We start from the raw sequence: 24,529 nt of genomic DNA, 5'->3' as shown, positions 1-24,529 counted from the left end.
GCAAGCCTGGCTCCTATACAGATGAAGCAGATATCAGAACCAGGTTTCCATCTGTATGCCGTACTGCCATACACCGCCTGCGTTGAAGTCCGACTTGCCGAAGTTGTCTGTGGAACTGTATCCGTCCAGATCCGAAGACCAGTTCATCAGGCTTGCGAATACTCGCAATTCCGGACGGGTGAGAAGGTCTCCAACGTCAGGTTTGAATGTCGGGGCAATCGTGAATTTCCAGAAGTTACCATCGACCGCATTACGTTGCAGGTAGCCCTTGGGGTCGAGGTCCATGGTTTGCCAGCTCATCTCGTAGGCCATCTCGAAATTGCTGTTGATTTCATTGGCCAACCGCACGTTCAACGTCATCCAGCGGTAGTCGTCACCCTTGACGTATCTGTCCTTGCTTTGTTCGGCCAGCAAACTGGGGCCTATGCGCCAGCCGGGTGCAATGGGCGTCTCGCCGTAAAGGGCCAGACGCAGCGCACGGGCATCGTCGATCAGCTCGCCATCCGCACCGATGTTCTTGACCTCTGCCCCCAGACCTTGCCCGTAGAGCAGCGCTGTTTTAAAGAAGCCTTCGCGGCCGAAAAAGTTTTTCTGATGATTGGCCAGCATGCTGTGCAAGCCGGAATCCGCAGGCGTCAGGCCCGCTTCATTGGTGCGAGTGCCAAAGTCGTTTTTCTTTGAGCCAATGCCATTGAACATCCACTGCCACTGACCATTATCGAAGAACTGGTTGGAGGTCAGGATGTAGCTTTCCACATCGGCATTGACACCGCCCTCACTGAAATCCCCATAGTTACGCCCCATCAAGGAATAATTCGAGCGCCAGTTCTTGTTCATCTGCACGTCGTAGATTCCACCTCCAGTGCCAGCCAGATAGACGACGTCCGAGTCCAGCCAGTGGATATCGAAGTTGTCTCTGTCGAATCGTTTGCCAGCCCACAGGGTGGAGTTCTCGAACACTGAGTTGCCCTTGAAGGCGGCGAGATGATCGAGCTCGGTAAACACCTGACGCACGTTCAGATTGCTCTCGTCGGCGGTCCAGTCGTTGGAGCTTTCCACACCGTCGGCGATGGACACGGTGAATTTGGATCGGGTGCCGTTCTGCGCATACATCTCTTTCGACAGGTCTATGCGCATGTAGGTGTCGTCTTCGTTACCGAGTCGCCCGACGGCACCACCGACTGAACCGGCAGGCGTTGTGTAAGGGCCGCCACGACCACCACCCAGCCCATCGTTGATCAGCAATCCGGAGCGGGCATAGCCCTTGAAGCTGAAACCGTCAGTCAGGTGTCCGCTACTGTCTTGCTTTTCCATGCTTTGCTGACGGGCTTCGAGTTTTGCCAGCCGGGTGTCCAGAGTGGGGGCCGCAGTGGCGGCTGTAGTGGACGCCGCCGGCTGCAAGGCGGGAGTCGCCAGTTTGATCTGCTGCAATTCCCTGGCGAGTGCCTGGGTTTGCTGCTCGGCTGCGGCGGCGCGTTTTTCCGCAGCGGCGGCACGCGCTTCAAACGCGGCCATTCGTTGTTCCAGGGTCGCGGCCTGAGAGGTGGCCGCCGAGGTGCCGAGTACGCCTGCGAGTAGCCAGCTTGATGCTTTCTGCATGGGGGATTTCCTGTTTTGTTTTTATTTTTCTGTCCTGCGACCGGCCTTTTTTTCGTGAATTGTTAATTGTCAAAATCCACGAAAAAAAGGATGCCTCATCGCAAATACGCTGCTACATTTGGCGATGTTAACGTTAACTTTTCTAAAAACAAAAATAAAGAGGGCTTTATGAAACAGCTCAGATCTCTTCTTCCAGCAGCACTGCTCACCCTCTGCGCCGGGCTTCCATCCCTCTCGAGCGCAGCCGATTTGACGATCTCGTGCGGGGCGGTGGGTGCGGAGTTACAACTCTGCAAAGAGGCTGTCCAGGCGTGGTCGAAACAGACCGGCAATAACGTCGAGGTGGTTTCCACGCCTAACTCGGCAACCGAGCGATTGTCGTTCTACCAACAGATCCTCAGTGCGCAGTCCAGCGACATCGACATCATTCAAATCGATATGGTGTGGCCGGGGATGCTGGCCAAACATCTGCTGGATCTGCGCGAGGTGCTTCCCGCCAACGCGACCCAGGGCTATTTCCAGGCACAGGTGGATAACGCCACCGTAAACGGACGGCTGGTGACGATGCCGTGGTTCACCGACTCGGGCCTGCTGTATTACCGCAAGGACTTGCTCGAGAAGTACAACCAGCAGGTTCCCCGGACCTGGGAGGAAATGACCGCTACCGCCAGGAATATTCAACAGGCCGAGCGCACTGCCGGGAACCCCAATGCGTGGGGTTACATCTTTCAAGGGCGCGCCTACGAGGGCCTGACGTGTAATGCGCTGGAGTGGATCAGCAGCCAACCGGAAGGCGGGCTGGTCAATTCACGAGGCGACATCGTGGTCAACAGTCAGGCCTCAAGAACAGCGTTGACCCTGGCGAAAAGTTGGGTCGGAGACATCTCCCCGCGCGGCGTGCTCAATTACACCGAGGAAGAAGGCCGTGGCGTATTCCAGTCGGGCAATGCGCTGTTCATGCGTAACTGGCCGTATGTCTGGGCCCTGGTCCAAGGTCAGGACAGTGCCGTAAAAGACAAGGTCGGGGTTGCTCCCCTGCCCCGTGGCGGCGAGACCGGCACCCATGCATCCACCCTCGGTGGCTGGGGCCTGGCGGTATCGCGTTACAGCGCCCATCCAAAACTTGCCGCAGAACTGGTGAGCTACCTGACCAGCGCTCAAGAGCAAAAACATCGTGCCCTGATAGGCGCCTATAACCCGGTTATCGAGTCGCTGTATCAAGACCCCGAACTGCTCGCGGCCATGCCTTATTACGCGCAGCTGCACAGCATTCTCAACGATGGGGTCATGCGCCCCGCCTCCATCACTGCCGATCGCTATCCACGGGTCTCCAATGCGTTCTTCGATCGAGTGCATGGCGTGCTGGCGGGCGAGTTGCCTGTCGATCAGGCGCTGGCGGAACTGGAAAGCGAACTCACGCGCATCAAACGCCGGAACTGGTAAGCCACAAGGAAGGAAATCACCATGTCTGTCTCTTCTACCCATGCCCCCTGTGATGAGCTTCTGCTCACCAGGGAAACGCCCGTACAACGTCGCCGAGTGCGCGCCGCCTGGCTGTTTCTGACGCCGATGTTGCTGTGTCTGGCCCTGGTGGCAGCCTGGCCGCTACTGCGCACATTCTGGTTCAGCCTGACCGACGCCAACCTGGCGGACACCGGTGGCGGAACCTTCATAGGCTTTGGCAATTATCTGTTCCACAACGGTTCCAGCTGGTCGGGCATTCTGGTCGACCCGCAATGGTGGAATGCGGTGCGCAACACCTTGTATTTCACGGTGGTGTCGGTGGGACTGGAAGTCGTACTGGGGCTGCTGGTGGCGTTGCTGCTGAACATCAAGTTCACCGGACGTGCTCTGGTGCGTGCGTTGATTCTGATTCCCTGGGCGATTCCGACCATTGTCTCGGCGAAGATCTGGTCATGGATGCTTAACGACCAGTTCGGCATCATCAATCACCTGATGCTCAGCCTCGGCCTGATTGACGCGCCCCTGGCCTGGACGGCGGATGCAGATCTGTCGATGTGGGCGGTGATCATCGTCGACGTCTGGAAGACCGTGCCTTTTGTCACGCTGCTGATGTTGGCCGCATTGCAGATGTTGCCAAGCGATTGCTACGAAGCCGCCAGGGTCGATGGCATTCATCCACTGAAGGTGTTCTGGCGTGTCACGCTGCCCCTGCTGATGCCCGCACTGCTGGTGGCGGCGATCTTCCGCATCCTCGACTCGCTGCGGGTGTTCGACGTGATCTATGTGCTGACCTCGAACTCATCGAGCACCATGAGCATGTCGGTGTATGCCCGCCAGCACCTGGTGGAGTTCCAGGACGTCGGTTACGGCAGCGCGGCCTCAACGCTGCTGTTTCTGGTGGTTGCGGTCATCGCCCTGCTTTATCTCTACCTCGGACGCCGTCAACTGGAGGTCCGGTCATGAACCTGCGCCTACTGAAAAAAGCCCTGTTGCGCCTCGGGTTCTGGTGCCTGATCGGGGTGTTGCTGCTGTATGCAGTCTTCCCTTTCTACTACGCCATCGTGACGTCGCTGAAACCGTCCAGCGCCTTGTTCGAGGTGAGTTACTGGATCGAGAACCCCGACTTCTCCAATTACGCGGCGGTACTCAATCAAGCCTCATTCCTGCGGGCGATCGGCAACTCGCTGGTGGTTGCACTGTGCGTGGTGACATTGGCGCTGTTCCTCAGCCTGACCGCCGCCTATGCCTTGGGCCGGGTGAAGTTCCGTGGGCGTGGCACGGTCTTGATGATGGTCCTTGGCGTGTCGATGTTTCCCCAGGTCGCGGTGCTGTCGGGGCTGTTCGAAGTGATCCGCGCGCTGGGCCTGTACAACACGTCCTGGGCGTTGATCCTGAGCTACACGATTTTCACCCTGCCCTTCACCGTCTGGGTGCTGACCACGTTCATGGGGCAACTGCCCCATGAACTGGAAGAAGCGGCAATCATGGATGGCGCCTCACCCTGGGTCACGCTGACCCGCGTGCTGTTGCCGCTGCTCTGGCCCGCACTGGTCACCACTGGCTTATTGGCTTTCATCGCCGCGTGGAACGAGTTCCTGTTTGCCCTGACCTTCACCCTCACCGACACCCAACGCACGGTGCCGGTCGCCATCGCCTTGATTTCCGGCGGCAGCCCCCATGAGTTGCCTTGGGGGTTGTTGATGGCTGCATCGGTGGTGGTCACCGTCCCACTGGTGATTCTGGTGCTGATCTTCCAGCGCCGAATCGTTTCCGGTCTCACTGCCGGCGCGTTAAAGGGTTGATGCCCAACAAAGACAAGGAACAGCATCGTGATCAAATTGAAACTGGACAACGTAAACAAGCAATTGGGCGGCATGCGTATTCTTCGCGACGTCAGCCTGGAAATCGCGGCGGGTGAATTCGTTGTATTCGTTGGCCCTTCGGGCTGCGGAAAATCGACCCTGCTGCGACTGATCGCCGGCCTGGACTCGATCTGCGGCGGCGACCTGCTGATCGACGGGCGTCGGGTCAACGACCTGGAGCCGCGCGAGCGTGGCGTCGGCATGGTGTTTCAGTCTTATGCGCTGTACCCGCACATGAGCGTCTACGACAACATCAGTTTTGGTCTCAAACTGGCCAAGACGGACAAGACCAGCCTGCGCGAGCGCGTGCTGAAAACTGCGCAAATCCTGCAGTTGGACAAACTGCTGCAACGCAAGCCAAAGGAACTCTCCGGTGGGCAGCGTCAGCGTGTGGCCATGGGCAGAGCCATGGCGCGGGAGCCGGACATTCTGTTGTTCGACGAACCGCTTTCCAACCTGGATGCATCCTTGCGGGTGCAGATGCGCAACGAAATCGCCCGACTGCATGATCGACTCGGCTCGACCATGATCTACGTCACCCACGATCAGGTTGAAGCGATGACCCTGGCCGACAAAATTGTCGTGCTCAATGGCGGTCGCGTAGAACAGGTCGGTTCACCGCGCGAACTCTATGAGCGCCCGGCCAGCCGCTTTGTCGCCGGTTTTCTCGGTTCGCCCAGAATGAATTTTCTGTCGGCGCGCCTGCAGACGCCAGGCGAAACCAGCCTGGTCGACACCCTCGTTTGGGGTATCACATCCCTGCCCTTCGACAGCTCGAACCTGGCGGCAGGCACGCCGCTGAGCCTGGGGATTCGCCCGGAACACGTGTCGCTCAAAGCAGCTGATGGAACCGCCGGCGTCGTGGTGACCGCGGTCGAATACCTGGGCAGCGAAACCTATGTGCACCTCGAGACAGGTCAGGACGAGCCACTGATCTGTCGTTGCGAGGTCAGCGCCGGATGGCAAGCGGGCGATCGGGTTGAGCTGCTGCTGGACCTCGACAACCTGCACCTGTTCGACGCCGACGGCGTGGCCTTGAGCCGTCACCCACACGCCATTGAAACGCTGCCGGCTGGCGTCCCTCTGCGCTCGGCACGAGCAAGCGCCCTATGACTGTGTCTTTGAATTCCACGAGTGTTCCAATGTCCGCTGCCCTTGAAATTGCGCAGCATGCGCTGAGTGACGGCCTGTCTCGCGTCACCGATGATTATCGACCCGGTTATCATCTTGCCCCTCCCGCGGGCTGGATGAACGACCCTAACGGGGTGGTGTACTTTCGTGGCGAATACCATGTGTTCTACCAACACCACCCCTTCGACGCGAAATGGGGCCCGATGTATTGGGGGCATGCCAAGAGCGCCGATCTGGTCCACTGGCAGCATCTGCCCATTGCGCTGGCGCCCGGCGATGACTTCGATCGTGACGGTTGTTTTTCCGGTAGCGCCGTGGTGTGCGGGGATACCCTGGCACTGATCTACACCGGGCACACCTGGCTGGGGGAAGTGGGTGACGAACGCTACATCCGTCAAGTCCAGTGCCTGGCCACCAGCACCGACGGCATCCAGTTCGTCAAGCATGGCGCCGTCATCGACACCGCACCGCAAGACACGATCATGCACTTTCGCGACCCCAAGGTATGGCAGGAGGATGACGGCTGGTACCTGATTGCCGGCGCGCGTCTGGGCGATGTGCCGTTGCTGCCGCTGTACCGTTCCACGGATCTGCATAGCTGGGAATTCCTCGACTATGTGTCCAGCGGCAGCGAGGGCGATGGCTATATGTGGGAGTGCCCGGACCTGTTCCGGCTGAACGGGCGCGATGTACTGCTGTACTCCCCTCAGGGCATGCAGCCCGAGGGTTATGAACGGCTCAACAAATACCAGACCGGTTATCGAGTGGGCCGACTCGACAGTCAATGGCACTTCACCGGCGGGCCTTTTATCGAGCTGGATAACGGCCACGATTTCTATGCCGCGCAAACGCTTCTGGCCGCCGATGGCCGGCGTCTTGTGTGGGCGTGGCTCGACATGTGGGAAAGCCCGATGCCGAGCCAGGCCCATCATTGGTGCGGCATGCTCGGTGTGCCGCGCGAACTTGAACTGCACGCCGATCGGCTTTGCGTGTACCCGGCACGGGAGCTCACCGCTCTGCGCATGGCGCCATTGCCGGGCGTGTCTTGGTGGGAGGGTTCGGGAAGCCGGTGGGTGCCGGAAGTGAATGGAGACATGCTCGAAATCCATGTGCATCTGGATTTGCGCGGCTGCACCAGCGGCCACCTCGGAATCGCCTTGCGCTGCAGCGACGATGGTCATGAAGAAACCCTGCTTTACTACGATGCGTCGCTGCAGCGTCTGGTGCTTGACCGCAGCCGCGCGGGTGCGCAAGTCACCGGCCAGCGCAGCGTGTCGATAGATCCGACACAAGAGCGACTGGAACTGCGGGTGTTCCTCGATCGCTCGTCCATCGAGGTGTTCGACGAAAACGGGCGCTTCAGCCTCAGCAGTCGGCTCTATCCACGGCCCGACAGCCTGGGCGTGAAGCTGTTTGCCAATGGGAGTGGCGGCCGTGTCTCGATTCCCAAGGCATGGCCTCTGGCCTCGGGATGGCTGTGAGCGGCGTCATTCGAGTCGCGAGAAACCCGGGCCCTGTGTCATGATCCTGCGTCAACCTGACCGGCCTCGCCTCGCATGACTTCAGTGAAAGACGTTGCACAGCTGGCCGGCGTGTCCCTGATGACGGTTTCTCGAGCGCTCAATAATCCGGAAAAACTGAGCCCCGAAACCCTTCAGCGGGTGCGTCGCGCCATTGACGAACTGCAATTCGTACCGAGCCTGTCGGCGCGCAAGATGCGCGGCGACAACCTCCAGTCACGCACCATCGGAGTGTTCGCACTGGACACCGCGACCACACCGTTCGCGGTCGAGTTGCTGCTGTCCATCGAACAGACCGCGCAGCAGGCGGGCTGGAATGTATTCATCCTCAACCTGCTGAGCAACCCGCCAACCGACCAGAACATTGACCTGATGCTGTCGCACCGTCCCGACGGGTTGATCTTCAGCGCCATGGGATTTCGCCAGGTGTGCATTCCCGAACGCTTGAAGAGCAAACCCCTGGTGCTCGCCAATTGCCTGGCAGATGACAGTCGCCTGGTCAGTTATGTGCCCGATGACGAAACGGGGCAGTATCGAGCCGTACATCACGCGTTGAGCCAAGGCTATCGGCGCCCTCTGTGCATCAATCTGCCCAAACAGAGCCTGGCCTGGGGCTTGCGACAAAAAGGCCTGCAGCGTGCCTGCCAGGCATTTGGCCTTGCGCCTGACGCACTCCTGCAATACGACCTTTCCGATCATGACGCCTATGGTGAAACTGCAGCCATCCTCGACCGGCACATCATCGAGGGTCGCCCGCAATTCGACATCCTGATCTGTGGCAACGACCGGATTGCCTTTTGTGCCTATCAGCTGTTGTTGGGCCGAGGCCTGAAAATTCCCGCCGATGTCGCCGTGCTCGGCTATGACAACATGATCGGCATCGCCGAACTGTTCATCCCGCCGCTGACCACGGTGCAATTGCCGTACTACGAGATCGGTCGCAATGCGGCCCGGCACCTGATCGAGGCCCTTGAGGTAGAGGGTGCCCAGCCGGTTGATTGTCCATTGGTGGTCAGAACGTCGTTGTGAGCCATCAAAACCCTTTACCGAGGGGCAAGCCTCTCGGTAAAGGGCTGAGCGATTACTTGGGTGGAACGAAGTTATCCAGCATTCGATTCACCGCCAGTTCCCCCAGCATGATGACCTGCTGAAGCGCCAGCAGAGTATGACGGTGCGTGCCCTCCACCAATGCAGCAATGTCGCTGGCCATGACACTGGCCGACGCCAGGTTCTCACACGTTTGAACCAGCAAGGCTTCATGGTCGACATCCGGCGCAACCATGTACATGGTGCTGGGTTTGCGTGGGGTGTTGTTCATGATGGCTGCCGGATTGAGGTAGAAATCGAGGGCGCGCTCGGCGGCTTCGTTGAGTTTTTTTGAATCGAGGGATTCGTACGGGGATGCCGGATCAGTCTCCGGTGGATTGGGCGTTACTTTGAACATAGATCAAACTCCTGATACGAGTTTATTAAGAAGAGCCATCACACTCGCTACCAACGAAGGGTGGTGGCCATACGCGGGTTGGTAGACCGGTCGTATCAGTTCCCGGCGCCCTCGAAAGGACCCCGCGCATGACCACCATAAAAGGTGACGCAATGCGCCGTGATACGAAACCGGGCTACCAAACCCGATCACTGATTTCAGTGACAGGGAAACGATAGAGCCCGGGCCATCGGCGCACAAGCCGGCGGATTCTGGCTTAACCGTAGGTAACGGCGCAAGGTCTTGTAGCCCTTCAGGAAGTAACACGGAGTGTCTTTAAACACGCATGGTTAAACGCGTGGATTTATCCCAGGCTCGAACAATTTATAAACGGAAAATGCCACGTCGCGCCCTCGCGCCTCATCCCGTCTCCCCCTCCCAGGTAGTCTGAAACTCCCACCCCGCCTGGGAGTATCGGCCGATGCGCAATCCCCGGTGCTTAGTCAAAATTGCAAAGTTCAATGGTCAGCCCTCGATGACCATAATTGCTCCGGAGAAAGATCATGGCTATTGGAATCACCGGCGTGAACGTTTCGCTGGACGAAACGGCCGGATTGCAGAACACCACCGCCACGCCAAGCCCTGCGGGAGACGCTGACGACAACGACATTCTGGTGGCATCCCTGCCCTCGGACTTCTCAACCCGTTTGACCGCATTGAGTGCCGGTACCGCAACAGGTGCAGCGTTGAGTGGCTATACCGGTGCCGTGGGTAACACAGGTAGCAATGCATTCACCATCACCGACGGAGCAAGCATTACCGATATCAGCTTCGTCGACAGCGCTGGCGCACCACTCAATGGCCTGGACAGCGGACTGGACACCCTTGATGGCACCAGCATCCTTCTCTATACCGATACGAACAACAACATCCTTCTGGGCCGAGCCGGGAGCGCTACCGGCGCGATCGTGTTCGCGGCCTATATCGAAGAAACCGGATCGCCGGTCACCGGCGGCAAGATCTGGACCGTGGAATACCAACCGCTCAAGCATCCAGATGCAACGAATCCTGATGACTCGCTCAATCTGCTGGATAAGGTGTTCATCGGAACCAGTCAGGACCTGGAATTCAGTCTGGCCGGTGTGCCTTCCGGTGCGAACCTGTTCCTGATGTTCACGAAGGCGAACCCGACCGTTGTCGACGACGGTGGTGTCTTGCGGATCACGGATCCCACCATCATCGCCACCGGTAAAGATCCCGCAGACGAGTCAAGCGGCGCCAATATCAACACTGGCGACACGATCATTACCAGCCAGGCGGCTAACCCGACCACCTTCGGCACCAACAGTCAGATGATTACGGAACAGGATGGCATCCGCTTTTCGTTCGTCACCGGTGCCAGACAGGATGTGACCATTCCCAACCTGAGTCCGACCGAAGCAGATGTTGAATCCAACATCGACTTTACCGCCGTCTTCAACGCGAAGATGGCCAGCTTCGAGGTCGTGCAGTTGCAAGGCGGCAAGAGTGCAGTGGTAAAAATCAGCGCATTCACCACCGTGGCTGAACCTGGCGAGAACTTCATCAACGGCTATGCGAACGATACGCCGGTTGCCGTCACCAATGTGCGCGTCTTCAATTCAGGCGTATTGGTGACTGATCCGGCCCTTGTCATCAGCATTACGGGTGGGGTTGCAACCATCACCGGCGTTTTGGCCGGCTACCAGATTGAATACACCACAGCGTCGGATCACAACCGCGTGCTCGTCGAGAACGGGGCGGCCTTAGACGCCAGGGGCAATAACCACGCCGATTTTGATATCGGTGGTTTCACGCTGCTCCAAACCGCTGTTTCGACCGCCGAAATCGGCTCCAGGATGATCTTCGAAGATGACGGCCCTGCACTCGCCTTTGGCAACCTGATCGGCACTGGCAGCGTCCTGCCACAAACCGGGTACTGGAGTCATTCGGCCGGCGCCGACGGGCTGGATGCGAACGGTCTGGATATTTCGGTGAATAGCTCGTTCACCCTCGTCAGGCCAGACAACACCACCACGACGGGGACCGCCACACTCACCGAGCAATCACCCTCACCGGATGGCAATGGCACGTACCAGTTCGTCGGGACCTTGACTGGCGATTTCGACAACAACGCCGCCACGACGGATACCACCATCGACTACACGCTGAGTGCCTTGGCCGATGGCAGCTATGTACTGGACCTGGTTCAAGGCTTCAGTTCGACGGTCGTTCTCAGCAGTGCCGATGGCGCCCTCGGTGCCGGCGGCCCGGACCCCGTGCGCACCTTGTTGATTCCAGAGCAGGATCCGCCGACTATTCCTTCGCCATCTGAGGAGATTGTCTTTTTTGGTGTTACTGCGACCACTTCCTCAAGCGACATCTTTTCCGCCATCGGACTGGGAGCGCCCGACCTCACCGAAGCACAGATAGAGAGTGGCGGGTTTGCGTTCATCGGCGCCGCGAACATGAACGTCAGCACGTCCGGCATCGGTATTGGCAACAACAACCTGGATGGAAACACAATACCAGGCATCAATGGCGCTGACCCCAATGACTCCAAATCCGTGGGTGACGAGAGTTTCGTCATCAATCCCGAGTCTTTGTTGTCGAGCATGAAAGTGTTCATCGACAACTCGGTGCAGGGGTACAACCCGGCAACGGAAGAGCTGTACTACACGATCTTCTACGCGGACGGCACCACGTCGGGTTCGCCGACGAAGGTTCTTGCCGCTGATCTGACCTCGGAGGCCGGAGGACAGACGTCCTTCGTCATCGAGAAGGCGGATGCGACGCTGATCGACGCTGTTCAGCTCACGATGGGCCTGGGCACGATCAAGATCCCGGTGATCCAGTTCATTCAGGAGACCGAGAGCCTGGCCAGTGATATCCAGCTGACATTCAACGCGACGGTGACGGACAGGGATGGGGACTCGGCGACGAGTACGTTCGATGCCAACCTGTTCGCCAACGACTTGACCGGATCTTTCGACTACACGCTGGTGGGTACGGGCGGTGAGGCTGATGCCTTCAACGTCGACTTGTCATTCACCGAGAACCTGTACCAGGTCACCGGCTTCGATGCGGGCGCAGACCTGCGAGACACGCTGGTACTCAACGGCGACCAGAACGCGGTTGTCCAGATCGACAACAGCAGCTCAGACAGCATCGTGTCGGTCACCGAAACGGGCGGACAAGTCACGACCATCACCTTGGTCGGGGTCGATCTTGTGACTAGCGACATCGTTATTGGCAGCGTCTGAGGCATCGCACGCGTGAAAAATGCGAGGGTGGCGCAAGTCACCCTCGCATTGTTTTTTGCAGTTCCAATAGGCGATCCGCACGCTCGCATCACCTTGGGCACCCTGCGGCAGACCACCGACGAAGACGACTAGGCCGAAACTCCTACCCCGTTTGGGAGTATCGGCCAATGTGCAATTCCGGGCGTTTGGTCATAGTTGTAGAGGTCAATGGTCAGACCTCAATGACCGCAATTGCTCGGGAGAAAAATCATGGCTATTGCAATCACAGGCGAGGACGTTGTGCTGGACGAGACGGCCGGGTTACAGAACGCCGCCGCCACGCCAACCCCTGCAGGAGACGCTGACGACAACGACATTCTAGTGGCCTCCCTGCCCTCCACCTTCGCTACCCGTTTGACCGCCCTTGGGGCAGGTACTGCAACGGGTGCAGCACTGAGTGGCTATACCGGTGCCGCGGGCGACACAGGCAGCAATGCGTTCACCATCACCGGTGGAGGAAGCATTAGCGACATCAGCTTCGTCGACAGCGCTGGCGCACCGCTTAATGGCGTGGACAGCGGACTGGATACCCTCGATGGCACCAGCATCCTTCTCTATACCGATACGAACAACAACATTCTTCTGGGCCGAGCCGGGGGCGCAGATGGCGCCATCGTGTTCGCCGCCTATATCGAAGAAACCGGATCGCCGGTCACCGGCGGCAAGATCTGGACCGTGGAATACCAACCGCTCAAGCATCCAGATGCTACAAACCCCGATGATTCGCTCAATCTGCTGGATAAGGTGTTCATCGGAGCTACCCAGGACCAGGGATTCAGTCTCGCCGGTGCGCCCTCCGGTCAGAACCTCTTTTTGATGTTCACGAAAGCGAACCCGACAACTGAAACGGTCGATGGTGTCGTGCGGATCACGGATACCACCATCATCGCCACCGGCAAGAACCCCGCAGACCAGTCGAGCGGCGCCAATATCAACACTGGCGACACGATCAATACCAGCCAGGGTGGTGGCCCGACCACCATCGGCACCAACAACCAGATGATTACGGAACAGGAAGGCATCCGCTTTTCGTTCGTCACGGGCGCCAGGCAGAATGTGACCGTTCCCAACCTGAGTCAGACCGAAGCAGATGTTGAATCCAACATCGACTTTACCGGCGTCTTCAATTCGACGTCGGCCAGTTTCGACGTCGTGCAGTTGCAAGGCGGCAAGAGTGCGGTGGTCAAAATCAGCGCATTCAACACCGCTGCTGAACCTGGCGTGAATTTCGTCAACGGCTATGCAAACGATACGCCAGTTGCCATCACCAATGTGCTCGTCACCAACATCAGCACCGGGCAGGTGATCGAGAATTCAGACGGTTCGGTGAATGATCCGTCCATTGCCATTACCTTTACTGGTGGGGTTGCAACCGTCACCGGTGTTTTGGCCGGCTACCAGATTGAGTACACCACTACGGCGGATCACAACCGCGTACTCATCGAGAACGGGGCGGCCGTCGACGCCAGGGGCAATGACCACGCCGATTTTGATATCGGTGGCTTCACGCTGCGCGATACCTCTACTACGATCGCCGAAATCGGCTCCAAGATGATCTTCGAAGACGACGGACCAAGCGTCAGCGCCACCGGCACGGAGCCAATACTGACAGTAGACGAAACGGTGCTGACAACCGACGCCACCCAGAGCTTTACCGCCAACTTCAGCTCCGCGTTCGGCGCTGATGGCGCGGGTACGCTGACCTATGCGCTGGGCGTGACGGCCGGCCCTTCCGGGCTGACCGACACCGCCACCGGCGAGGCAGTCAACCTGTCGCTCAACGGTGGCGTGGTTGAAGGCCGCACGGCCACCACCAACCTGCTGGTGTTCACGGTCAGCGTCGCCGCCAATGGTGACGTCACCCTCGACCAGCTGCGCGCCGTGGTGCATCCCGATGCCACCGATCCCGATGATGCGACGAGCCTGAGCTCGGACGATCTGGTCACGCTGACGGCAACCATCACTGACAAGGACGGTGACAGTGCCCAGGCAACCCTCAACATCGGCCAGAACCTGGTGTTCGAGGACGACGGACCAAGCATCACCACCACCGGCGACGAGCCAACGCTGACGGTGGACGAAACGGTGCTGACAACCGACGCCACCCAGAGCTTTACCGCCAACTTCAGCTCCGCGTTCGGCGCTGATGGCGCGGGTACGCTGACCTATGCGCTGGGCGTGACGGCGGGTGCTTCCGGGCTGACCGACACGGCCACCGGCGAGGCAGTCAACCTGTCGCTCAACGGCGGTGTAGTCGAAGGCCGCACGGCCACCACCAACCTGCTGGTGTTCACGGTCAGCGTCGCCGCTAACGGTGACGTCACCCTCGACCAGCTGCGCGCCGTGGTGCATCCCGATGCCACCGATCCCGATGACGCGACGAGCCTGAGCTCGGACGATCTGGTCACCCTGACCGCGACCATCACCGACAAGGACGGTGACAGTGCCCAGGCGACCCTCAACATCGGCCAGAACCTGGTGTTCGAGGACGATGGGCCAAGCATCACCACCACCGGCGACGAGCCAACGCTGACGGTGGACGAAACGGTGCTGACAACCGACGCCACCCAGAGCTTTACCGCCAACTTCAGCTCGGCGTTCGGCGCTGATGGCGCGGGTACGCTGACCTATGCACTGGGCGCGACGGCGGGTGCTTCCGGGCTGACCGACACAGCCACCGGCGAGGCAGTGAACCTGTCGCTTAACGGCGGTGTAGTCGAAGGCCGCACGGCCACCACCAACCTGCTGGTGTTCACGGTCAGCGTCGCCGCCAACGGTGACGTCACCCTCGACCAGCTGCGCGCCGTGGTGCATCCCGATGCCACCGATCCCGATGACGCGACGAGCCTGAGCTCGGACGATCTGGTGACCCTGACCGCGACCATCACCGACAAGGACGGCGACAGTGCCCAGGCAACCCTCAACATCGGCCAGAACCTGGTGTTCGAGGACGATGGGCCAAGCATCAGCACCACCGGCGACGAGCCAACGCTGACGGTAGACGAAACGGTGCTGACAACCGACGCCACCCAGAGCTTTACCGCCAACTTCAGCTCGGCGTTTGGCGCTGATGGTGCGGGTACGCTGACCTATGCGCTGGGCATGACGGCCGGCCCTTCGGGACTGACCGACACAGCCACCGGCGAGGCAGTGAACCTGTCGCTTAACGGCGGTGTAGTCGAAGGCCGCACGGCCACCACCAACCTGCTGGTGTTCACGGTCAGCGTCGCCGCTAACGGTGACGTCACCCTCGACCAGCTGCGCGCCGTGGTGCATCCCGATGCCACCGATCCCGATGACGCGACGAGCCTGAGCTCAGACGATCTGGTGACACTGACGGCAACCATCACTGACAAGGACGGTGACAGTGCCCAGGCAACCCTCGACATCGGCCAGAACCTGGTGTTCGAGGACGATGGACCGAGCATCCACACCACCGGCGACGAGCCAACGCTGACAGTGGACGAAACGGTACTGGCGACCGACGCCACCCAGAGCTTTACCGCCAACTTCAGCTCCGCGTTTGGCGCTGATGGCGCCGGCACGCTGACCTATGCGCTGGGCGCGACGGCCGGCCCTTCGGGACTGACCGACACCGCCACCGGCGAGGCGGTCAACCTGTCGCTCAACGGCGGTGTAGTCGAAGGCCGCACGGCCACCACCAACCTGCTGGTGTTCACGGTCAGCGTCGCCGCCAACGGTGACGTCACCCTCGACCAGCTGCGCGCCGTGGTGCATCCCGATGCCACCGATCCCGATGACGCGACGAGCCTGAGCTCGGACGATCTGGTGACCCTGACGGCAACCATCACTGACAAGGACGGCGACAGTGCCCAGGCGACCCTCAACATCGGCCAGAACCTGGTGTTCGAGGACGATGGACCGAGCATCACCACCACCGGCGACGAGCCAACGCTGACGGTAGACGAAACGGTACTGGCGACCGACGCCACGCAGAGCTTTACCGCCAACTTCAGCTCCGCGTTTGGCGCTGATGGCGCGGGTACGCTGACCTATGCGCTGGGCGCGACGGCAGGCCCTTCGGGGCTGACCGACACCGCCACCGGCGAGGCGGTCAACCTGTCGCTCAACGGTGGCGTGGTTGAAGGCCGCACGGCCACCACCAACCTGCTGGTGTTCACGGTCAGCGTCGCCGCTAACGGTGACGTTACCCTCGACCAGCTGCGCGCCGTGGTGCATCCCGATGCGACCGATCCCGATGACGCGACGAGCCTGAGCTCGGACGATCTGGTAACGCTGACGGCGACCATCACCGACAAGGACGGCGACAGTGCCCAGGCGACCCTCAACATCGGCCAGAACCTGGTGTTCGAGGACGACGGACCAAGCATCACCATCACCGGCACCGAGCCAATACTGACGGTAGACGAAACGGTGCTGACGACCGACGCCACCCAGAACTTTGCCGCCAACTTCAGCTCCGCGTTCGGCGCTGATGGTCCGGGCACATTGACCTATGCGCTGGGCGTGGTGGCAGGGGCTTCCGGGCTGACCGACACCGCCACCGGCGAGGCGGTCAACCTGTCGCTCAACGGTGGCGTGGTGCAAGGCCGCACGGCCACCACCAACCTGCTGGTGTTCACGGTCAGCGTCGCCGCCAATGGTGACGTCACCCTCGACCAGCTGCGCGCCGTGGTGCATCCCGACGCCACCGATCCCGATGATTCGACGACGCTGTCGGCGGACAATCTGGTGACGCTGATAGGAACCGCAACCGACAAGGACGGCGACAGCGCTCAGGCGACGCTCAACATCGGGCAGAACCTGATATTCAAGGACGACGGCCCATCACTCGCGTTCGGCAACCTGATCGGCACCGGTAGCGTCCTGCCGCAATTCGGCTTCTGGGACCACTCGGCGGGCGCCGACGGGCTGGGTGCGGCTGGTCTGGATATCTCGGTGAATAGCCAGTTCACCCTCGTCAGACCAGACAATACGACCACCACCGGGACCGCCACGCTCACCGAGCAGTCGCCCTCACCCGACGGCAATGGCGCGTACCAATTTGCAGGGACGTTGACCGGTGATTTCGACAACAACGCCGCAACGGCGGACACCAGCGTCGACTACACGCTGACCGCCTATGCCGATGGCCGCTATGCACTGGATCTGGTGCAAGGCTTCAGTTCAGAGATCGTGCTCAGCACTGCCGACGGCGCGCTCGGTGCCGGCGGTCCGGACCCAGTGCGCACATTGTTAATTCCAGAGCAGGATCCACCGACAATTCCTTCGCCATCTGAGGAGGTTGTGTTCTTTACCGCGAAGGCGCTTGCGTCGACTTCGGACATCCTGACCGGTATCGGACTCGGAGAACCCGATCCCACCGAAACTACGCTACAAACCGACCCCCTGCCCTCGTACATCGACCCGAGGGCCATGAACGTCAGCACCGCCGGCATCGGCGTCGCCAATAACCTGTTCCAGGGAGACAACCTGGCGGCAATCGGCGCTGCCGATGAAAGTTTCGTCGTCAATCCGGAGAGCTTGCTGACGGGCATGAGGGTCTTCATCGACAACTCCGTGGGAGGTTACAACACGGCGACCGAGGACCTGTACTACAGGGCCTTCTACGAGGATGGCACGTTCTCGAACCTCATCGAAGTGAACACCCTGACTCCGGAGGCAGGCGGACAGGTATCCTTCCTCATTGAGAGCGATGGCACGAATCTGATCGACGCTGTTCAGCTCACGATGGCCCGAGGCGAGATCAAGATCCCGACGATCCAGTTCATCCACGAGACCGAGAGCCTGGCCAGCGATGTCCAGCTGACGTTCAACGCGACGCTGACCGACAAGGATGGGGACTCGGCGACGAGTACGTTCGACGCCAACCTGTTCGCCAACGACTTGTCCGGCACCTTCGACTTCTCGCTGGCGGGCACGGGCGGTGAACGTGATGCCTTCAACATCGATTTGTCAGTCGATGAGAACCTGTACCAGGTCACCGGCTTCGATGCGAACGCAAGCCTGCGAGACACACTGGTACTCAACGGCGACCAGAGCGCGGTTGTCCAATCGATCGACATCAGCGGTGCAGACAGCATCGTGACGGTTGCCGAAACGGGCGGACAAGTCACGACCATCACCTTGGTCGGGGTCGATCTTCTGAGTAGCGACATTGTTTACGGCAGCGTCTGAGAAACGCGCGTAAAAGAATGCGAGGGTGGTGCAAACCACCCTCGCATTGTTTTTTGTAGCTCTAATATGAGATCCGCACGGGTCGCATTCGCTGTGGGCTCTCGAGCACCACAAGGCTTAAACGCGACTTCTTCGCGTCCTCATCCCATTTACCCCTCCCAAGTAGTCTGAAACTCCCACCCCGTCTGGGAGCATCGGCCGATGCGCAATCCCCGGCGTTTATCCATAGTTGCAACCAAAGGTCACCGGTCAGGCCTCAATGACCGGAATTTTTCGGGAGTAGATCATGGCTATCACTATCACCGGAACACTGATCATCGACGAGACGTCGGGTACGCAGAACAACGACGTTGCAGATGGCCTGGGCTTCATCAACACCGGCGTACCTGCATTCGACACGCTTTTGAATGCCGTGGTGGTGCAGGATCTCTCTGGGGTCAACGTCACCGTAGCCGTGAGCAACGGCTCCTCCGCCGACCTTGATGGCAGTTCCATGCTCAGCGGTTTCGGGGCCGATGTCACCGATCTGGCCTTCACCAATTCCACGGGAGGTCCGCTGCTTGGGGAATTGGCACTGTCTGCGCCTGGCGTCCCCCTGCTGACCGTCGACGGCCGCCAAATCTACCTCTACAGCTATACCGGCGCCGACCTGGGCATTGATGAGAACAACGTCGTGTTCGGCCGCAAGGCCAATGCCGACGGCACGGCAAACGCCACCGGTGACGTCGTCTTCGCCGCATACCTGCAACCCACGGACGCTTCCGGGGCTGTCCAGGCCTCCGATCTGAACGCCGTGGGCTCCAAGGTCTGGCTGGTGCAGTACGAGGAAATCAAGCACCCCGATACCACCAACCCCGACGACGGCTTGAGCCTGTACAACCTCCATGTCTCGGTCGGCAATCGCAGCGACTTCTCACTGGAAGGCGCGCCTTCAGGCCAAAACCTGTTCCTGATGTACGGCGATGGCAGCCCCAGCCCGACCGACGCGGTGATCATCGTCACCGGCAAGGACCCGATCAACCAGTCCGAGCCCAATGCTCCGGCCATCACCGCCGGCGACACCGTCAACACTGGCCAGGGCGGCGGCCCCACCACCCTGGGCACCAACAGCCAGCAAATCGTGGAAGGCACCGGCTTGTACTTCACCTTCGCGCAGGGCGCGAACCCGAACTACACGGTCAACGCTGACCATTCGGCGACCTCAGTTGGGTTCCTGGACCAGAACGAAGCGGACGTGGAGGCCAACATCGACTTCACCTCGCTCTACGGCACCAATGGGGCCAGTTTTACCGTTGTTCAATCGTCCACGGGCGATAAATCCACCCTGCAGATCAGCGCCTTCACAACGCCTTTTAATCCAGGTGTTGATTTCATCGACAACCTGCACAACAACGAGGCGGTTGAAGTCAACAAGGTCACCATCACCACCCAGCCCACCGGGCACGGCAAGAATGCGGTTCCGGGTGAGACCCTGGTGTTTGACAAGAGCGTTATCGGAACGAACCCCACCACGCTGAGCGGCATCACGGTCACGTTCTCCGCCGACACCGTGGAGATCAAAGGCCTGGAAGCCAATGACGTGATCGCCTACAACACCGACGGCCTACACAACCGGGCGCTGATCGACAACATCGGTTCGACCGACACCAACTTCGACGCCCCCTTCGACATTGGTGGCTTCAGCCTGATCAATTCCACTGTCACACCGAATCTGTTCTCGGAGCTGACGTTCGAGGATGACGGGCCGACGGCAACCGGCACGCCCGTGACGGCGACGGTGGACGAGGACGGCCTGCTGCCCGGCGGCATCGACGGTGGTCCCGGCGATGTGGGCCTGCTGGTTCCGGCGACGGCCTCGGGCAACATCGCCTCTATCTTCCAGGCCGGCGCCGATGCGCCGGCGACCTATGGCCTTTCCACGGACACCAGCAACTTGCTGCAGACGCTGACCTCCAAGGGCGGGGCTGTGAAATATGACGTGACCGGCAACACGCTGACGGCATACGTGGACGTCGGCGCCAACGACGGCATCTATCAAGTCGCTGACCGCGAAGTGTTCACCTTTGCGCTGACCCCGGCGACCGGTGCCTACATCTTCACGCTGCTCGACCAGCTCGACCATCCGAGCCTCAACGGGCAGACGGGCGACAACACCGAGAACGACCTTGTCCTCCAACTCGGCACGATCCTGCAAGCCACCGACAAGGACGGCGACACGGTGACGGCCACGGCCGAGAAGCTGGAGATCACGGTCGATGACGACACGCCGGTCGTGCGATCCATCACGAACCTCGTCGGTTTCAACACACCGCTCACAGGAAGGTATGACTTCGGCATCGGCGCCGACGACACAGGCAACGCGGCAGTCGATGGCGTCGTGCTCAATGCCTCGGGTCTGACCGGAACGACGTCTGGTGGCCGCGCCATCACGAATGCGGTGGTTACCCACCAGTCCGAGAACGACACCAGTGTCACCTATGCCTTCGCTTTCAACTATTTCACCTCTTCGGCGCCGTCGACGGCTCAATTGCCGGCATCCGGCACCGTGACCTTCAACAAGCTGGACGGCACTTTTGTCTTTGACCTGGCAGCGCCCATTTTGGGAAGCACAACGTTCTCGACCAGTGATATCGCAGGTCTGAAGACGTACGACACGGCAGGCGCCAATTCACCGGAGATTACCGTCAAGGAGTACAACGCCGATTTCGTCGGGGTGCTGTACGCGAGCACCACAGATGGAGGGAAGGACGTTATCCTCGATATGAAGGCGGGAGGGGACTATGCATTTACTGCGGGCGACACGTTCGCGAGTCAGGTTCCAGCCTATATCAACGTCAGCACCGTCACCTTGGGGGCCGATTCCGACACGCTGCAACCTTACGAAGTGCTGAATTTTGACTTTTTTGTGGACAATCCTGTGGTTCCGGCGAGTCCGTCGGGTACGCCCCAGAATCCGACATCGACACCGGGCGCGGCCATCAACTTCGCTACGGGAAAAGCTTTGGTCGACACAGTTGCCATCACACTGAACCAAATCAACATAAACGGGCAAGACGACGTCGCCATTCTGCTGAAACTACGCAAAATATCCGACGGTACATTGACGACCAGCCTGCTTATCGCCAATTCGGCAACTGATTATGTGGCGGTCGCTGGAACTCAAAACCATGTCGTCACGGTTGGGACCGATGATTATGATTCTGCGAACTACAAGATATATGGCGTTCAGGTTCTGGCGAGCACCGAAAATGTTAGCGGCACGGCCGTCCGTCTTTCAGACCATAGCGCGGTGACTCTAACATCAGGCAACGGCACCTACGCGGATACCTCGGACAACGACGTCCTGAAAATCGTCAAGATTGACGTGAGCATCAGCCGCCCGGCCGATGCGGATCTGCAGTTCACCGGGATCGTGGTCGATGCCGATGGTGACTCCACTCCGAATTTCAACTTCAGCGTCCACCTGGAGTCGGACAGCCAGGTGCTCACCGGCTCGGCAGGCAGCGACTACCTGAACGGCAGCAGCGCGGCGGACACGATCAGTGGCGGGGCGGGGGCTGACTTCATGACCGGTGGTGCGGGGGCTGACCAGTTCGTGTTTGCTGCTGGAGATTCCGGCATTACCTTGGCCACGGCAGATACCATCACGGACTTCGTGACGGGCGTGGACACGATCGCTACCTCCAAGTTGGCCGGGAACGCAACCATCGCTGATGGCAGTGCATTGGTTGACTTTGCGGCGTTTGTTACTGCTGCCAATGCCGTGCTGACGGCTGGTGCCGGTACAAATGATGTCTACGTTGCCTACAACGCGGCTGCTTCGGACAACGCGTGGGCGGTGGTTGACGAAAACGATAGCGGCTCCGTGGATGCTGGCGACACGGTGATCGTATTGGTCGGTGTCAATCTTGCTAGCGAAGTTGCACCGGGAGACATCGTCTGATCCCGTAATTTGCATGACTCTTCAGGAGGTTCTTGTTGGAGAGCCCCGCTGCCCACAAGGCAGCGGGGTTTTCCATTTACGGTCTACCTCCCGGTATCCGATGTCGGTGGCCAAACGGAATCGAGTCCCCAACACCAAAGCTGCCCCCCGCACCCGGCCGCCTGAGCTGGCTCACATTCAGCTCGACGCGCTGGTGGTTAAAGCCCAGGCGGCCTTGAGCACCGACGCCATGTCCTCATTCACAATCGAAATAAGCGGCGCCATTCCTTCGCGCCCTCATCCCGTCTCCCCTCCCAAGTAGCCTGAAACTCCCAGCCTGCCTGGGAGTATCGGTCGATGCGCAATCCCCGGCCCTTACCCATAGTTGCAACCAAAGGTCCTCGGTCAGCCTCAATGACCGGAATTTGTCTGGAGAGAGTCATGGCTATCATTTTGAGCGGCAACATTACGGTTGATGAATCAGGCAACTTGCAGAACGCCAATGCCACCCCCGACATCCCGGAAGACAGTAACGATAACGACATCACCGTTGCAGCAATCAATGATAACGATGACACCGGCGACCTTCCCTTCGCGTTCGAGTCTCGCTTGTACGAGCTGGGGATTTCAGGCGTCCCGGCAAACACCGCGCTGAGCGGTTATTCCGGCGCCGCCGGTAACACTGGTGCCGATCTGATAACTATTACCAATGACTACATCGATCTCGCCTTCACCGATGCCCAGGGCAAACCGCTCGGCGATCCGACCAATGCAAATGCTGGTTCGGACTGGAGCGGTCTCTATACCCTCGACGGTAGGAAAATCTTCCTGTACACGGACATCACCAACAACATCGTCCTCGGCCGCACGGGCGATGAGGGGGCTACCCCCGCGCCCGAGGACGATCTGGCAAATCCGGACGGCACCATCGTTTTCGCCGCCTATCTGGAAGAGACGGCAACAGGCGCCAAGGTCTGGATGGTGCAGCAGGAGCCGCTCAAGCATCCGAATACCTCCAACCCCGACGACGTGGTCGACATGACAGACCACCTCTGGGTCACCGCCAGCCAGGACGCCGCCTTCGATTTCGCCGGTTTGCCGTCCGGGGAAAATGATTTCCTGATGTTCAAAGCTGGCAGCTCGAACGTAGGACTCGTCGTCACCGGCATGGATCCGGATAGGGTTGACGCCGCTGGCAAAGACGTGGGTGACAACGTCTCCACCAGTCAGGGTGGCGGCGGCACGACCATCGGCACCAACAACCAGGCGGTCAATCCCGGTGAAGGGATGATTTTCACCTTCGTGACCGACCCGAACGCGCTCTACACCGTCCCGAACCTGACGCCAACGGAGGCAAATGTCGAAGGCAATATTGACTTCGGCGGACTCTTTGGTGCGACGGGTGCGACCTTCGTCATCGCGCAGCAGACACCACCCAAGGCGTCCACGGCCAGGATCAGCGTCTATACCACGGATTTCGAGGAGACGACTGGCTATTTTGAGGGTCTCCTGGATGCGGACGACAACCTGGGCTACATCGCCAGCGTCACGGTCCGCGATGCCAATGGCGATGTCATCGCCGGCCTCGATGGTGTCACCACCAACACGACGGTAGGCAACATCAGCGTGACATTCACCCTCAGCAATGGGGGCGCCGATCGCACCGCGACGATTGCCGGATTTGAATCCAACTACTCGCTCGAATACACGACCAGCGAACTGCACAACCGCGTGATGATCGAAAACATCGGCAATGCGGCTCAGAAGCTCAACTCCCCCTTCGACATCGGCGGCTTCCATTTGCCCAATATCGTGGCCGTACCCCAGGAAATCGGTAGCCAGGTGAACTTCGAGGACGATGGGCCGTCCGCGACGCTGGCGACCCTCGCCGGTACGGTGGACGAAGACGGCGTAGTGGAAGGCACGGCCAACGCCGGCCCGGGCGATGGCATCGCCGGCGGCACGGGCGACGTGACCGGTGAAGCCGTGGTGGCCAGCGGCACTGTGAGCACGCTGTTCGCGTCCGGCGCGGACCAGCCGCTGAGCTATTCGCTGACGACCAATGGCCTGACGGCGCTGGGTCTGAAGAGCGGCGGCGTGACAGTGACCTATGCGGTCGCCTATGACGC

Annotated in this window: 12 protein-coding genes; 10 read left to right on the top strand and 2 right to left on the bottom strand. The window is 59.9% G+C overall.

Features of this window, described 5'->3' with window-relative positions; all coding sequences use genetic code 11:
- Positions 1-33 precede the first annotated feature (33 nt).
- On the bottom strand, positions 34-1,599 hold the full coding sequence (locus AC1RQB_RS21210; RefSeq protein ID WP_063343824.1) for a carbohydrate porin: 1,566 nt from the start codon (positions 1,597-1,599) through the stop codon (positions 34-36).
- Positions 1,600-1,767: 168 nt separating this feature from the next.
- Between AC1RQB_RS21210 and AC1RQB_RS21205 the strand changes: the two genes are divergently transcribed.
- The 6 genes from AC1RQB_RS21205 (at position 1,768) to AC1RQB_RS21180 (ending at position 8,605) form a co-directional block, all read left to right on the top strand.
- The gene (locus AC1RQB_RS21205; protein ID WP_063343825.1) at positions 1,768-3,042 is read left to right on the top strand and encodes an ABC transporter substrate-binding protein; all 1,275 of its coding nucleotides are present in this window, start codon (positions 1,768-1,770) and stop codon (positions 3,040-3,042) included.
- A gap of 21 nt (positions 3,043-3,063) precedes the next feature.
- A complete protein-coding gene (locus AC1RQB_RS21200; protein WP_008074257.1) occupies positions 3,064-4,026 on the top strand; it encodes a carbohydrate ABC transporter permease in 963 nt (320 codons plus the stop codon).
- A complete protein-coding gene (locus tag AC1RQB_RS21195) occupies positions 4,023-4,865 on the top strand; it encodes a carbohydrate ABC transporter permease (RefSeq protein ID WP_008074255.1) in 843 nt (280 codons plus the stop codon). The genes AC1RQB_RS21200 and AC1RQB_RS21195 overlap by 4 nt, the downstream gene beginning before the upstream one ends.
- Before the next feature lie 27 nt (positions 4,866-4,892).
- A complete protein-coding gene (locus tag AC1RQB_RS21190) occupies positions 4,893-6,038 on the top strand; it encodes an ABC transporter ATP-binding protein (RefSeq protein WP_063343826.1) in 1,146 nt (381 codons plus the stop codon).
- Positions 6,035-7,537, top strand: a complete 1,503-nt coding sequence (locus AC1RQB_RS21185; RefSeq protein WP_081235342.1) for a glycoside hydrolase family 32 protein — start codon at positions 6,035-6,037, stop codon at positions 7,535-7,537. The genes AC1RQB_RS21190 and AC1RQB_RS21185 overlap by 4 nt, the downstream gene beginning before the upstream one ends.
- 75 nt (positions 7,538-7,612) lie before the next feature.
- Positions 7,613-8,605, top strand: coding sequence for a LacI family DNA-binding transcriptional regulator (locus AC1RQB_RS21180; protein ID WP_063343828.1), 993 nt, complete (start codon positions 7,613-7,615; stop codon positions 8,603-8,605).
- A 52-nt stretch (positions 8,606-8,657) separates the two neighbouring features.
- On the opposite strand, the gene AC1RQB_RS21175 is transcribed toward AC1RQB_RS21180, so the two are convergent.
- A complete protein-coding gene (locus AC1RQB_RS21175) occupies positions 8,658-9,020 on the bottom strand; it encodes a DUF6124 family protein (RefSeq protein WP_063343829.1) in 363 nt (120 codons plus the stop codon).
- Positions 9,021-9,562: 542 nt separating this feature from the next.
- Here AC1RQB_RS21175 and AC1RQB_RS21170 point away from each other — a divergent pair.
- The 4 genes from AC1RQB_RS21170 to AC1RQB_RS21155 all read left to right on the top strand — a co-directional run.
- Positions 9,563-12,280, top strand: a complete 2,718-nt coding sequence (locus AC1RQB_RS21170) for a DUF5801 repeats-in-toxin domain-containing protein (protein WP_063343830.1) — start codon at positions 9,563-9,565, stop codon at positions 12,278-12,280.
- 249 nt (positions 12,281-12,529) lie between these two features.
- A complete protein-coding gene (locus AC1RQB_RS21165; RefSeq protein WP_493095078.1) occupies positions 12,530-18,478 on the top strand; it encodes a DUF5801 repeats-in-toxin domain-containing protein in 5,949 nt (1,982 codons plus the stop codon).
- A gap of 286 nt (positions 18,479-18,764) precedes the next feature.
- Entirely contained in the window at positions 18,765-22,421 is a 3,657-nt protein-coding gene (locus AC1RQB_RS21160) for a beta strand repeat-containing protein (RefSeq protein ID WP_063343832.1), read from the top strand.
- A gap of 420 nt (positions 22,422-22,841) precedes the next feature.
- The coding region (locus AC1RQB_RS21155; protein WP_493095075.1) for a DUF5801 repeats-in-toxin domain-containing protein at positions 22,842-24,529 on the top strand (1,688 nt) is incomplete at its 3' end.

It is taken from the genome of Pseudomonas sp. GW822-FHT02E03 (assembly GCF_058802325.1).
Note: the sequence above shows the minus strand (reverse complement) of the source record. Positions and strands in the feature narration are given on the sequence as shown.